Source organism: Kitasatospora acidiphila (assembly GCF_006636205.1).
GTDB lineage: Bacteria > Actinomycetota > Actinomycetes > Streptomycetales > Streptomycetaceae > Kitasatospora > Kitasatospora acidiphila.
The window spans coordinates 1,155,468-1,169,413 of sequence record NZ_VIGB01000003.1 but is presented as its reverse complement, the minus strand read 5'-3'; the positions used below and the strand labels follow the sequence as shown (position 1 = coordinate 1,169,413).

The 13,946-nt window shown below is 73.8% G+C and carries 7 protein-coding genes; 2 read left to right on the top strand and 5 right to left on the bottom strand.

Going from position 1 to position 13,946, the window contains the following annotated elements:
• Positions 1–21: 21 nt before the first annotated feature.
• Positions 22–1,071, bottom strand: a complete 1,050-nt coding sequence (locus tag E6W39_RS06095; RefSeq protein ID WP_141632640.1) for a C40 family peptidase — start codon at positions 1,069–1,071, stop codon at positions 22–24.
• Between the two features lie 238 nt (positions 1,072–1,309).
• Here E6W39_RS06095 and E6W39_RS06090 point away from each other — a divergent pair, with 238 nt between their 5' ends.
• Positions 1,310–2,089 (top strand): polysaccharide deacetylase family protein, encoded by a 780-nt coding sequence (locus E6W39_RS06090; RefSeq protein WP_141632639.1) that lies wholly within the window; start codon positions 1,310–1,312, stop codon positions 2,087–2,089.
• 139 nt (positions 2,090–2,228) lie between these two features.
• Complete coding sequence (locus E6W39_RS06085; RefSeq protein WP_141632638.1) at positions 2,229–3,263, top strand: threonine aldolase family protein; 1,035 nt, start codon at positions 2,229–2,231, stop codon at positions 3,261–3,263.
• A gap of 30 nt (positions 3,264–3,293) precedes the next feature.
• Here the strand turns inward: E6W39_RS06085 and E6W39_RS06080 are convergent, their stop codons facing one another.
• The 4 genes from E6W39_RS06080 to E6W39_RS06065 all read right to left on the bottom strand — a co-directional run bounded on the left by E6W39_RS06080 (position 3,294) and on the right by E6W39_RS06065 (position 13,853).
• The gene (locus E6W39_RS06080) at positions 3,294–6,614 is read right to left on the bottom strand and encodes a non-ribosomal peptide synthetase (RefSeq protein ID WP_141632637.1); all 3,321 of its coding nucleotides are present in this window, start codon (positions 6,612–6,614) and stop codon (positions 3,294–3,296) included.
• Positions 6,615–6,651: 37 nt separating this feature from the next.
• Positions 6,652–8,160, bottom strand: a complete 1,509-nt coding sequence (locus tag E6W39_RS06075; protein WP_141632636.1) for an MFS transporter — start codon at positions 8,158–8,160, stop codon at positions 6,652–6,654.
• 75 nt (positions 8,161–8,235) lie between these two features.
• Positions 8,236–10,668: an amino acid adenylation domain-containing protein gene (locus E6W39_RS06070; protein ID WP_228717991.1), complete on the bottom strand. Its 2,433-nt coding sequence runs from the start codon at positions 10,666–10,668 to the stop codon at positions 8,236–8,238.
• The gene (locus E6W39_RS06065) at positions 10,665–13,853 is read right to left on the bottom strand and encodes an alpha/beta fold hydrolase (protein WP_141632635.1); all 3,189 of its coding nucleotides are present in this window, start codon (positions 13,851–13,853) and stop codon (positions 10,665–10,667) included. Before E6W39_RS06065 ends, E6W39_RS06070 begins: the two co-directional genes overlap by 4 nt.
• Positions 13,854–13,946 lie beyond the last annotated feature (93 nt).

Here is a 13,946-nt window from a genome sequence, read left to right as displayed (position 1 = left end):
CGCAGGCCCGGTGCCGGGCGGTCAGACCCGGCGGATGGTGGCGATCGGCATGGCGTCGGCCGGCATGGTCCGCACATCGGCGCCGCTGTGCGGCGCGTGCACCACCATGCCGTTGCCGATGTACATGCCCACGTGGCCCTCCGGGCCGTCCTCGGCGTTGTAGATCACCAGGTCGCCGGGCTGGGCCTGGGCGAGGCTCGGCACCGCGCTGCCCACCGTGGCCTGCTCCTGGGAGGTGCGAGGCAGCGAGACGCCGGCCTGCGCGTAGGCCCACTGCATCAGACCCGAGCAGTCGAAGGTGGTCGGGCCGTTGTGACCCCAGACGTAGGCGTCGCCGATCCGGGTCAGCGCCTGCTGCACCGCGACCCCCGCCTGGCCGGAGGCAGGCGGCGGGTTTCCGAGGTCGGCCCGGTTGCTGCTGCGGGAGGCCGCGCCGCCGTCGGCCTGGTCCTGCGCCGCCTGCAGGGCTGCCCGCTGGCTCGCGGTGAGGGAGTCGAGCAGCGTCTGGGACTGCTGGAGCTTGGCCTGCACCTGGGCCTTGGCGTTGTTCAGCGCGGTGGTGTTGGTGTCCAGTTGGGCGAGCGTGCTCGCGGCGTCCTGCTTCTGCTGGTCCAGGGTGCGCTCGGCCTGCTGCAGGGCCTTCAGTGCCTCGGCCTCGCTGATGTTCGCCTGGCGCTGGGTGGTGGCCTGGTCGAGGTAGCCGTCCGGGTTGGAGCTGAACATCAGCTCGACCGACGGGTCGAGCCCGTCCTGCATGTACTGCTGACCGGCCACCGCGCCCAGCCCCTCCTCCAGCTGGGTCACCTGGGCCTGGGTGCGGGCCACCTGGTCCTGGAGCTGGGAGGCCTGCTGGCGCAGCGCGTCCGCCTTCTCCTTGGCGCCGTCGTACTGCTCGGTGGCGTGCTCCGCCTGCGCGTTCAGGCCGTCTATCTGCGTCTTGACGTCGTCGACGGACGGCTTCGGATCGGCCCATGCGCTCTGCGCGGACAGGGCGACCGTGGCAGCGGCCGCAGCAGTGAGCACCAGGACCCGGGCCTGGCTCGGCTGCTTCGGACGGCGGTGGGACGCCACGGCGGCTCCTTCTTCCCGAGGGGTCGCTCGGTCGAGTGAGTCGGCCGGACGAGCGGTTTGACGTCAGACCATACTGCTCCTGTGATGATCGGGCCAGCTCGCCCCCGGGGAACTCACCGGTCGAACGAGTCTGCTGAGTTCGCGTCAGCAGCCGCCGGATTGAGCTGTCCGGGCGGATCAGCCGGACCTCGCGGTGAGCCTGCTCATCGGGGCACGCCCCTGGACCAACACTGGGCCGATGCGAGAGATCCGCCTGCCGTTGTCCCGCCGCCGCTTCCTTGCCGTGGGTGCCACGGCCCTGCTGGGCCTCGGCGGTCCGCCGGGCCGGGCCGCCGCCAGGACCGTCCAGGTCCCGCAGCCTGAGTACGAGGTCCACGCCGGCCCGAACGTGATGGCCCTCACCTTCGACGACGGCCCCAGCCCGCAGTACACGCCGCAGGTGCTGGACGTGCTGCGCGAGCACCGCGTCAAAGCGACGTTCTTCGTGTGCGGCGACAACGTCGTGGAGTATCCCGCCGTCATCCGCCGGATGGTTTCCGAGGGACACACGATCGGCAACCACACCTGGTCCCACCCCGACCTCCCGGGCCTGTCCGCCGCCGACATCCGCGACCAGATCCAGCGCACCCAGGACGCCGTCAACGACGCCTGCGGCCGGACGCCGGTGCTGTTCCGCGCCCCCTACGGCGACTTCTCCGACTCCACGCTGGCCGTCTGCGCCGACATGGGCCTGCGTCCGATCTCCTGGTCGGTGGACCCGGAGGACTGGGCCAACCCCGGCACCGACACCATCGTCGACCGGGTCCTGGCCGGCGCCGCGACGGGTGCCATCGTGCTGGACCACGACGGCACCGAGGGCGGTGACTCCGACCCCGCTCCCGGCAGCGGGGGCGACCGCTCCCAGACCGTGGCCGCCCTGGGCACCTACCTGCCGAAGCTGCTCGCGGCCGGCTACACGTTCACCACACCCGACGCCCACCCACCGCTCCCGGCCAAGCACCAGCACCGCAGCGCCTGAACCGCGCCTCGCCGACCGGCCGCAAACCTGACGGAGTCCCCGGGTGCGGGCGGTGCGGGGGGATCGGCGAGGCGGGCTTCCGGAGACAATGCCGTGCGGGTGAGCGGCAGGGTTCCGGGAGCAGGGGAGCTGGTGCGGGATGGGCTGGTCGGGGGAGCTGGTCGACCTTCGGAGTGACACCGTCACCAAGCCGTCGCCGGGCATGCGGGCGGCGATGGCCGAGGCGGAGGTGGGGGAGGACGTCTACGGCGAGGACCCCACCGTCAACGCGCTGCTGGCCGAGGTCAAGGAGCTGCTCGGCTTCTCCGGGGCGCTCTTCATGCCGTCCGGGATCATGGCCAACCAGATCGCCGTGCGGCTGCTGGTGCAGCCCGGGCAGGAGCTGGTCTGCGACTCCGAGGCGCACCTCGTCTCCCACGAGGGCGCCGGACTGGCCTGGCACGGCGGGATCCAGACCCGCACGGTCTTCGCCGAGCGCGGCCTGATCGAGCCCGGGGACCTCCGCAAGGTGCTGCGGGTCGGCAACCCCTACACCGTCGGAACCACGGCGGTCGCGCTGGAGCAGACCCACAACCGGGGTGGCGGCTCGGTCTACCCGCTCGACACCCTGCGCCGGATCCGGGCGGCCGCCGCCGAGGTCGGGGCCGCCGTGCACATCGACGGCGCCCGGATCTGGAACGCCCACATCGCCAACGGCGTGCCGCTCGCGGAGTACGGCGCGCTGGCGGACACCATGTCCGTCAGCTTCTCCAAGGCGCTGGGCGCGCCGATCGGTTCGGTGCTCCTCGCCGATGCCGATCGCATCGACACCGCGCGGTGGCTGCGGCAGCGGCTGGGCGGCGGGATGCACCAGTCCGGGCTGCTCGCCGCCGCCGCCCGGTACGCCCTCGCCCACCACCTGCCGAGCATCGCCGCCGATCACGCCAATGCGGCGCTGCTGGCGGAGCGGCTGGCTGGGGCGGGCTGCCGGGTCCGTCCGGTGGAGACCAACATCGTGCTGCTGGACGTCCCCGGCGCGCCCGAGCTGGCGGCCCGGGCCGCCGAACACGGGGTCCTGGTCTCGGCGTTCGGGCCGGAGCTGATCCGCCTGGTGACGCATCGCGACGTCCGGCGGCGGGCCTGCGAGCGGGCCGCCGAGGTGCTGCTGGCCGCCGGCGCCGCCGGCCCCGAGTAGCGGGACCGCGCGCGCCGGCGGTTCAGCGCCTCAGTGCTCGTTCAGCAACTCGGCCAGCAGGTCGGCGACTTCCTCGTCGCTCAGCTCTGCCACCTGCCTACCGAGGTCGGCCAGCTCCTCGGGCGGCAGGGCGGTGTCGAGCAGCTCCGCCAGTGCGGCGATGGTCGGGGCGGCGAAGAACGCGTCGAGCGGCACCTCCACCCCGAACTCGTCGCGCACCCGGTGCAGCAGCCGTACCGCGAGCAGGGAGTGGCCGCCGGCGGTGAAGAAGTCCTCCCGCACCCCGATCCGGCTGCGGCCCAGCAGGTCGTGCCACGCGGTGGCCAGCTGCGCCTGGGTGGGTGTCGCCGGGGCCTCGTAGTGCTCGCCGGGCTCGTCCTCGGTGAGCGGCAGGGCGGCCAGCGCCTTGCGGTCCACCTTGCCGCTGCCGTTCAGCGGGAAGTCGGGCAGCAGGACCACCCGGGACGGCATCAGGTACTCGGGCAGCAGGCCCCGGGCCGCCGACTTGAGTTCGGTCTCGGTCACGTCCGCACCGCAGCGCACATAGGCCACCAGCCGCCGGTCGTCCTCGGCGAAGGTCTTGGGCAGCACCACCGCCTCCCGGACGGCGGGGTGGCGGGCCAGGACGCTCTCGATCTCGCCCGGCTCGATCCGGTGGCCGCGCAGCTTGACCTGGTGGTCGACCCGGCCGTGGAAGGTGAGGGTGCCGTCGGCCCGCTCGCGGAACAGGTCCCCGGTGCGGTACAGCCGCTCGCCGGTCACGGGATGGGTGACGAACCGGGCGGCGGTCAGCTCGGGCAGGTTCAGATAGCCCTGGGCGAGCCCGGCGCCGCCGATGTGGAGCTCACCGAGCACGCCCGGGGGTACCGGGCGGAGCCGCTCGTCCAGCACCTGCACGGTGGTGCCCGCGATCGGCCGGCCGATCAGCGGGGTGTCATCGGCCGTCAGCCGTCGGGCCAGCGAGTAGACGGTGGTCTCGGCCGGGCCGTACAGGTTCCACACCTCGGGGATCCGGGCCCGCAACTCCCGGGCGAGGCCCGGCGGGAGGGCCTCACCCCCGGACAGCGCCGCCCGCAGCCCCGGATCCGCCCCGGTGTCCAGCAGTAGCCGCCAGGTGGACGGCGTGCCGTGCAGCACGGTCACCCGGTGGTCGGTGAGCAGTTTGCGCAGCCTGGCACCGTCCCGGGCGTCTGCGCGCTGGCCGACCACCACGGCGGCGCCGACCGCGAGCGGGAGGAAGAGCTCGATCACCGAGCCGTCGAACGGCAGGCTGGCGAGCGCCAGGGTGGTGTCCCCGTCCCGCATGACCCGCAGCTCGGCCATCGAGGCCAGGAAGTTGCCGAGGGCATGGTGCTGCACCGCGACGCCCTTGGGCCGTCCGGTCGACCCGGAGGTGTACATCACATAGGCCAGCCGGTCGAGATCCGGCCGGGCCGGTACCGGGCCGCCCGGACCGCCGTCGGGGTCACCGAGCTCCGCCACGGACAGGACGGCCGGCAGCAGTGCGGTGAGCTGCGGCTGCGGTTCGCTGCCGGTGATCAGCAGCTCGGCGCCGCTGTCGGCCATCATGTACGCCAACCGGTCTGCCGGGTACTCGAGTTCGAGCGGGAGGTAGACGCCGCCCGCCTTGAGGATGCCGACGATCGCGGGGAGCAGGTCGATGGTCCGGCCGGTGCCGACCGCGACCACCGGGGCCGGTGAGTGGGTGCGGGCCAGGACGGCGCGGGCGATCCGGTCCGCCAGGGTGTCCAACTGCCGGTAGGTCAGGCGCCGTCCGTCGCAGTGGACGGCGACCGCGTCCGGGCGGTCGCGGACCTGGCGGGCGAAGAGGTCGAGGAACCCGGTGCGGATCGCGGGCCGTTCCGGGCGGGCCGACGCCGCCAGGGTGCGCAGCTCCTCGTCCTCGCCCAGCAGCGGGTACCGGGATACCGGCAGCTCGGGATCGGCGGCGATCGCTCCGAGCAGCACGGTGAACTGGTCGATCAGGCGCTGGGCCGTGCGCCGCTCGTAGAGGTCGGTGTTGTAGTCGAGCCGCCCGGCGAGGCTCTCGCCGGTCTGCTCCATGGTGAACTCCAGGTCCAGCCGGGAGGTGCCGTTGGGCAGGCCGACCGGCACCAGCGTGAGCCCGGGCGCGAGTTGCGTCCCACCGGAGCCGCGGGGCAGGCTGCCCATGCTGAACAGCACCTGGTAGAGCGGGTTGCGGCTGGTGTCCCGGCCGACACCGAGTTCCTTGACCAGGTGGCCGAACGGCAGCTCCTGATCGGTCATACCGTCCAGCACGGTGTCCCGCACCTGGGCCAGCAGTTCGGGAAAGGCGGGGTCGGCGGAGGCGTCGATCCGCAGCGGCAGGGTGTTCGCGAACGGGCCGATCAGGGGCTCCGTCTCGCGCCGCGCCCGGCCGGCCAGCACCGCGCCGGTGACCGCGTCCGGCTCGCCGCCGTGCCGGGCCACCAGCACGTGCAGCGCGGCCAGCAGCACCGGGTACAGCGTGGCGCCGTACTGGCGGCCGAGCGTGGTCAGGGCGGCCGTGGTCGAGTCCGGGAGCGTGAAGTCCAGGGACTCGCCGCGGAAGGTCTGCACCGGTGGGCGCGGGTGGTCGGTGGGCACGGCCGCCGCCGGAGCACCCGCCAGCCGGGCCCGCCAGCGGCCGATCAGCTCGGCCGCCCCGGGGCCTTCGAGCCGCTCCCGCTGCCACTCGGCGAAATCCGCGAACTGGATGGGCAGGTCCGGCAGTTCGGCGGCGGTACCGGCGAGCTCGGCCCGGTACGCGGCGGACAGCTCCTCGATCAGCACACCGACCGACCAGCCGTCGGCCACGGCGTGGTGGGCGATCCAGAGCAGGACGTGGTCCTGCGGGCCGAGCACCAGGAGCCGGGTGCGCAGCAGCGGGCCGGTGCGCAGGTCGAACTTGGCCCGGGCCTGCGCCACCGCGTACCGCAGCGCTGCCTGCTCCCGCCCGGCCGGCGTCGCACCGTCGACCGTCTCCACAGGGAGCTCGAACTTCCGTCCTTGGTGGGTTAGTTGCTGCAGCACGCCGTCCTCGAAGTCGAAGGTGGCACCCAGCACCTGGTGCCGCTCGACCACCGTGCGCATCGCTGCGGCCAGCGCGTCGGTGCGCAGCGGCCCGCGCAGGCGGAGCGTGAACGGCACCAGGTAGGCGGCGTCCCCCGACCAGAGCTGGTCCAGGAACCAGTGCTGCTCCTGCCCGTATGAGGCGACCGAGCGACCGTCCGGGCGCTCGTGGGCCGTCGGACCCTCGGGGCCGGCGGCCGGTGCGGTCCGCGTCCGAGCCAGGAACGCGGCGCGCTCCTGGTCCGACATGGCGGCCAGCTTGGCCAGGACCTCGCGCATGAGTGTGCTCCTCCGGTTCGGGGGACGCTGCTGCGGATCAGATGGTGCTCGGCTCGGCCGACTCAGCGGCCGGGGCGGGCTTGCGGAGCAGTGCCAGGCAGGCGACCGAGCCGACCAGCAGCACCACGGTGGCGATTTCCAGGGCGAGTTGGCGCCCCTGGGTGTTGGCCGACGCCGCCGAGATCCCGGCCTTGAGCAGGGAGCGCTGGTGGCTGAACCCGATCGCCACGATGGCCGACAGGCCGAGCGCCTGGCTGACCTGCTGGACGGTGGTCAGCACACCGGAGCCGAGACCCGCGTCCGCGTCCGAGACCCCGTGCAGGGCCACCACCTGCATCGCCGGTGCAACGACGCCGCTGCCGAAGGCGGCCAGTGCCATCGCGGGCAGCAGTCCGGTCAGGAACGAGCTGTCCGGACCCAGCCGGCTGAACAGGAACATGCCCGCCGCGATCACGGCGAGGCCGATCGCCAGTTCGCCGCGGTAGCCGAGCTTCGGCATCGTCTTGGTCGAGAACACCAGGCCGGGCATGAACGCCACCGTGAACGGCAGCCAGGACAGCCCGCTGCGCAGCGGCGAGTAGTGCAGGGTGTCCTGCATGTAGAGCACGATCAGGAAGAACATCGCGGCGGTCGCGGTGGCCATGAACAACTGGGCCGCGTAACCGGTCGCCCGGGTACGGCTGGTGAAGAAGCCGAGCGGGATCAGCGGCGCGGCGGAGCGCGCCTGGACGGCCAGGAAGACCGCGAGCGCGACCACCCCGGCCGCCACCGGGCCGAGCACCGCGGCGCTGGTCCAGGCGTGGTCGGTGGCGCCGAGCAGGCCGTCGATCACCGCGACCAGTCCGGCCGTCAGCAGCAGCGCGCTCCCCAGGCTGCGCCGCCTGGACTCCGGCACCCGGCTCTCTGGCACCAGCCGGAAGACCAGCAGGACCGAGGCGACGCACGGCGGGATGCCGATGAAGAACACCCAGTGCCAGCTGAGGAGATCGGTGAGCACCCCGGACAGCAGCACGCCCGCGGCCGCGCCCAGGCCGGCCAGGCCGCCCCAGATGCCGAAGGCCTTGGCCCGCTCCTTCTCGTCGGTGAACAGCAGGGCCACCATCGACATGGCGGCCGGCGCCGCCAGTGCCTCTCCGGTGCCCTGGGCGAAGCGGCTGGCGATCAGCATCGCCGGGTTCTGCGCCAGCGCGGCGGTGAGCGACGCCACCGCGAACAGGGCGGCACCGAGGCTGAACATCCGGCGCCGGCCGAGCAGGTCGGAGAGCCGGCCGCCGAGCAGCAGCAGACCGCCGGCGGCCAGCAGGTAGCCGTTGACGACCCAGGCCAGCCCGCCCTCGGAGAACCCCAGGTCGCGCCGGATCGACGGAAGCGCGACGTTCACGATGGTCGCGTCCAGGAAGATGACGAACTGCACCAGGGCCAGCGCGCCCAGCGCCTTCCAGCGCCTCGGGTCGGGCGCGGCGGCACCGGCCGCCGCACCGTCCGGTGGGGCGGCGGCCGAGTCCGGGTCAGCCTCGCTGTCCCGCTGCACGATGATCTCGGACATGAAAGGTCGACGCTCCTCATTCGATCTGGGACGGGGAATCTGGTGCGACGCTAGAAGCGGGCGGTTATGCGCCGGTTACCCTGCGGCCTGGAGTTCTTCCAGCAGCGCGGCGAGCCTGCGGACGGTGGAGTGGACGTACGTCTGACGCAGGCTCGGCTTCGGCAGGCCCAGCTCGGGCAGCCGCCTGACCAGGCGGCCGACCAGCATGGAGTTGCCGCCGGTGTCGAAGAAGTTGTCGTCCAGGCCGATCGGCCTGCCGACGATCGACTGCCAGGCGTGGTGCACCCGTTCCTGCACCGACTGGCCGGCCGGGGCGTGCGGCGCCAGGGCCGGCTGGGGCAGCAGGCTTCGATCCAGCTTGCCGTTCACGGTCAGCGGCAGGGCGGGCAGCGCGGTCACCGTCGAGGGCATCATGTAGCCCGGCAGCAGGCGGGCGGCCCGCTCGCGCACCGCCGCCGGATCGCCGTCGCCGAGCACCACGTACGCGTCCAGCCGGTCGGTGGCCGGATCGCCCGGATCGGGCCGGTTCAGCACCACCGCGGCGGCGAGCACCGCGGGGTCCTCCAGCAGCACGGCCCGGACCTCGTCCAACTCGATCCGGTAGCCGCGCAGTTTCACCTGGCCGTCCAGCCGGCCGAGGTGCTCCAGCCGGCCGCTCGGCAGCAGCCGGCCCTGGTCGCCGCTGCGGTACATCCGGCCGCCCCGGTCCGGGTCGGGCAGGAAGCGCTCGGCGTTGAGCTCGGGCCGGTTGAGGTAGCCCGCGGCCACGCCCGCGCCGCCGACGTAGATCTCACCGGCCACTCCCGGCGGGAGCAGCCTGCCGTGCCGGTCGCGGACGTACAGGTGCTCGCCCGGCAGGGCGGTGCCCACCGAGCGGGAGGCCGCCAGGGCCTCCGCCCGGCCGACGACCTGCCAGGTGCTGTGCACGGTGGTCTCGGTGATCCCGTAGAGGTTGACCATCCGGCAGTCCGTCTCCGGGTGGCGGTCGAACCAGGGCAGCAGCATCCGGGTGTCCAGCGGTTCGCCGCCGAACGACACCAACCGCAGGGCCAGCGCCCGGGGTTCGGCCTGGTCGGCCTCGATCAGCTGGGCGAAGGCCGACGGGGTCTGGTTGAGCACGGTCACCCGCTCGGCTGCCAGCTGGGCGTGGAACTCCCCGGGGGCGCGGCAGACCAGGGAGGGGACGACCACCAGCCGCCCGCCCGTGGTGAGCGCGCCCCAGATCTCCCAGACGGACATGTCGAAGGCGACCGAGTGGAAGAGCGCCCAGACGTCGGCCGGGCCGAACCGGAAGTCCTGGGACGTTCCGGCGATCAGCGAGGTGACGTTGCGGTGGGTCACCACCACGCCCTTGGGGCGCCCGGTCGAGCCCGAGGTGTAGATGACGTACGCGGGGTCGTCCGGGCTGCCGTGCCGCGGTACCGGGCCGGCGTCGAAGCGGTCGGCCAGGGCGGCCAGCTCGGCCGGGTGGAGCAGGCGTGCCCGGCCGGCCGGGAAGTCGGCAAGCTCGGTCACCACCAGCGCCAGGCCGGCGTCGGCGGCGGTGTGGGCGAGCCGCTCGGCCGGGTAGCCGGGCTCCATGGGGACGTACACCCCGCCGGCCCGCAGCACGCCGAGCAGCAGGGTGATCAGTTCGGCCGAGCGCTCCAGGCAGACTCCGACCCGGTCCCCGGGCCGCAGACCCTCCCACCCCAGGGCCTTGGCGATCTGATCGGCCCTGGCGTCGAGTTGACGGTACGTCAGATCCCGTTCGCCGCAGCGGACCGCGACCGCCGACGGGCGTTCGGCGGCCCGGGCGCGGACCAGCTGGTCGATGCGGTCCCGCTGCTCGGGCACGGACCGTCCGGGGGCGCACAGTGCCACCACCCGGCCGCGCTCGGACTCGTCCAGCAAGGCGATCGCGGACAGCGGCGTGTCCGGGCCGGCGGCGGCGAGCTGCCTGCTCACCCGGGCCAGGTGGCGGGCGAACTGGGCCACCATGACGGGGGAGAAGGCCTCCCGCCGGTAGTCGCAGCGCAGTCGGCCGCGCTCCACGGTGACGGTCAGCGGGAACCGCCCGTTCCCCACCGCCCGCTCCGCCCGGCCGTGGGTGGGAAGGCGGAGCTGGACGGACACCGCGCCACCGCCGTCGGCCCGGGCCAGCCGCGCGGCCAGCTCGGGGGTGTCGGCGGGGCCGGGGCGGGCCAGTCGGTCCTCGGCGGCCCGCAGCAGCTCGGCCACCGGCTGGTCCTCGCCGACCGGGAGGGCGGCCAGGCTGTCCGGGGCGCCGCCTCGGGCCAGGCCGAGCACCGCCAGCCGGTCGAGGTGGTCGTACCGGGACAGCACCACGGCGGCCGCAGCCAGGACCGCCGCGGGTTCGGCACCGTCCAGCGGCTCCCGGTGGACTCCGGCACCCGAGCCGTCGCCCAGGCCCCAGTCGGGCCGGACGTACTCGGCGGCCAGCAGGTCGGCGATCCGGGCTTCCCGTTCGGCCGGGGAGATCGCGGTCTGCGGCACGGCGACGGTCACGACAGCTCCCGTGAGATCAGGTCCAGCACCTCGCCGGCACGGTCGGTCAGGTACATGTGGCCGCCCGGGAATTCGCGCGAGTCGAGCGGGGCAGCGGTGGCGGCCTGCCACTGGGCCACCTCGGCGGCGCTCACCAGTGCGTCCTGTGCGCCGCGCAGCGTGGTGATCGGCACGTCCAGCGGAGCGGGCTCGGTGCGGCAGTAGCCCTCGTACATCTCCTGGTCGGCCCGCAGCACCGGGAGCAGCAGCTCGACCATGTCCGGGTCGTCCAGGGCCGGGTGCCGGTAGCCGGCCAACTCCTCCAGCCGGGCCAGGAACTCGTCGTCCGGCAGGCCGGTGGCCTTGCGCACCCTGGGCACCAGCGGGCCGGGCGCGCCGCTGACCAGGATCCGGGCCACCTCGATGTCGGTGCTGGTGACCAGCCGGTGCGCCAGCTCGTACGCCAGCACCCCGCCCAGGCAGTGCCCGAAGACCACCACGCGCTTCGCGGCGCCCGCGGCCCGCAGCGCCTGCGGCAGCAGGTCGTCGACGGCGGCCGCCACGGTGCGGCAGGGCTCCTCGGCGATCCGCTTCTCCCGGCCCGGCAGCTCCAGCGGCACCGGGAGGAACCGGTCGCCGGCCGCCTCCAGCCACGGGTGGAAGAAGGACGCGCCCGCGCCGGTGTGCGGCAGGCAGAGCACCGGGATCCGGTCGTCGGCGAGGCCGGTGCGGCTCTCGATGATCGCCGCCAACTCGGCGGCGCGGTCCCGGAGGAAGTAGTGACCGGCACCCGGCAGCACGTCCAGGGAGACCGATTCGGCGAACACCTGCCAGCCCAGGTACCGCGTGCCGAACTCCGGGGTGGCCGGGTCGGCGTCGCCGAGCACGCAGTGCACCGGGGCGCGCAGCCGGCGTGGCGGGGCGGCGTGGGTGTCCCGCTGGAACCGGGTCGCGTCCACCATGTCGTGCCGCAGCACTCGCAGCACCTGCCGCAGGTCCGCCTCGTCCAGTGCGCCGTCGAAGCCGCCGATCGCCTTGATGTAGCCGTGCAGCTCGTCGTCGGGGCTGTCGGTGGCCCGGGACAGGTTGGCGGCCGCCTCCGGGTCGGTCAGGCTGGCGCCGATGAAGACGGCCCGGACGGGGACTCCCCGGTCCTCCAACTCGCGGGCCAGGTCGATGGCCTGGGAGGCGCCCGCGCAGTGGCCGTACACCACCACCGGCCCGCTGACCCGCTCCTGGAGCTCGTCGGCCAGCCGCTGGGTGGCCTCGGGCAGCGGGAGCAGGTCCGCCGCGGCTCCGCCGCCCTCGTGGCCCGGCAGGTTCGCCGCCCACAGTGCGATCCGGGACGGCAGCCGCTCGGCCAGCGGCTGGTAGGCGGCGGCGTTCCCGCCCGCGTACGGAACGCAGATCAGCGACACCTCGGCAGAGGGGCCTGGCGTGGTCAACTCGCTCCACAGTCCTGCCGGTTCGGCGGTGCGGTCGGACAACCCACCGAGGTGGGCGGCGAGTTGGTGGACGGTGCGGAAGCGGAACAGGTCGACCATCGGCACCCGGCCGCCGAGCAGCCGGCGCACCTTGATGGCGGCGAAGGAGTTGCCGCCCAGATCGAAGAAGTCCTCGTGCGGGCCGAAGTCCTCCAGGCCGAGTGCGCTTTGCCAGGCCTGGCGCACCTGCGCGGTCAACTCCTCGCTCACCGCCTGCTGTTGTGCTCCCGTGCCGCCGCTCGGTGCCGGCTGCGGCGCGGCCGGGCGCGGCAGTTCGGGGATCGGCAGCTCCGCGATGCCGCGGTCGGGCTCGGCGACCAGGGCGGCCAGCACGGTCCGCAGCTGCGCCACCAGGCGGTCAGCCGTGGCGGCGTCGAACAGGTCGGCGCTGTACACCAGATCGACCAGTCCGCCGTCCGCCGCCGAGCGCAGGGTGAAGCTCAGGTCGAACTTGGCGGCGACGAACTCGGGGACCAGGCCCTCGGCCGACAGCCCCTGGTAGGCCGGGAGTTCCTCGTAGGCGGACAGCGTGCCCGCGGCCTCCTCGACCTGGAAGTGGACCCGGAAGAACGGCGTGCGGTTGCCGACCCGGCGCGGCTGCAGGTGGTCGACCAGCAGATCGAACGGCAGGCCGGCGTGGGTGTAGTCGCCGACCGCCCGCTCCCTGGTGCGCTGCAGCAGTTCGCGGAAGCCCGGTTTGCCGGAGAGGTCGGTGCGGAGCACGAAGGTGTTGGTGAAGAAGCCGATGACGGAGTGCAGTTCGGACCGGTCGCGGTCGGCGTAGGTGGTGCCGAAGCAGATGTCCTGCCCGCCGGTGTGACGGGAGAACATCACGCCGAGCGCGGCGGCCATCGCCATGAACAGCGAGGCGCCCTGGCTGCGCGCCAACTCCGCCAGATCGGCCATGAGTTCGCGCGGGATGGCGACCCTGGCGGTGCCGCCGCGGGTCGACCTGACCTCCTGCACCGGGCGGTCGGTGGGCAGCTCCAGCTCCACGGCGCCGGCCAGCCGCTCGGACCAGTAGTCGAGCAGCCGGTCCAGCCGGGCCCCGGTCAACTGCCGCCGCTGCCATGCCGAGTAGTCCGCGTACTGCAGTTCGGGCGCGGGCAGTCGCGGCAGCTCCCCCCGCACCCGGGCGTTGTAGCCGGCCGCCAGCTCCCGGTGGAACAGCGGAACCGACCAGCCGTCGAAGCCGATGTGGTGGGCACCGGCCAGCAGCACGTGGTGGTCCGGGGCGAGCCGGAGCAGCCGCGCCCGCAGCAGCCGGCCCTCGGCCAGGTCGAAGGGCGCGGCCTGGTCCTCGGCCAGGTGCTCCCGGACGGCGGCCTGCTGCTGCGGCTCGGACAGGCCGGCCAGGTCGGTGACCGGCAGCGTGATCGGCTGCGGCGGCCGGACCACCTGCAGCAGCCCGTCGGCGTCGTCCTCCCGGAAGGCGGTGCGCAGCGCTTCGTGCCGGCCGATCAGGTCGGTGAGGGAGCCGGCCAGCGCATCGATGTCGAGCACACCGCGCAACCGCACCGGCAGCGGCACCTGGTAGGCCGAGGCGCCCTGTTCCAGCTGGTCCACCAGCCACAGCCGGGCCTGGGCGAAGGAGGCCCGCAGCGGTCCGCCGCCGTCACGGCGCGGGATCCGCACCGGTGCGGCCCGCCTGCGGGCGAGTTCACCGAGCAGCGCCCGGCGCTGCGGGGAGAGTCGGGAGCCGAGTTCCTCGAGCTGGGTCATCTGTGATCGCTCCTCGGTCGTCCGGGCCGGCGCCAGGCCGGGGCCGTGGCGCAGCAGCGTCGTCGTCCAGAAGCCAATGACGGCTCGGTTAGG

Coding starts and splice junctions, on each gene's coding strand:
- E6W39_RS06090 (WP_141632639.1), top strand. CDS start 1,310: ATGCGAGAGATCCGCCTGCCGTTGTCCCGCCGCCGCTTCCTTGCCGTG.
- E6W39_RS06085 (WP_141632638.1), top strand. CDS start 2,229: ATGGGCTGGTCGGGGGAGCTGGTCGACCTTCGGAGTGACACCGTCACC.
- E6W39_RS06065 (WP_141632635.1), bottom strand. CDS start 13,853: ATGACCCAGCTCGAGGAACTCGGCTCCCGACTCTCCCCGCAGCGCCGG.
- E6W39_RS06075 (WP_141632636.1), bottom strand. CDS start 8,160: ATGTCCGAGATCATCGTGCAGCGGGACAGCGAGGCTGACCCGGACTCG.
- E6W39_RS06080 (WP_141632637.1), bottom strand. CDS start 6,614: ATGCGCGAGGTCCTGGCCAAGCTGGCCGCCATGTCGGACCAGGAGCGC.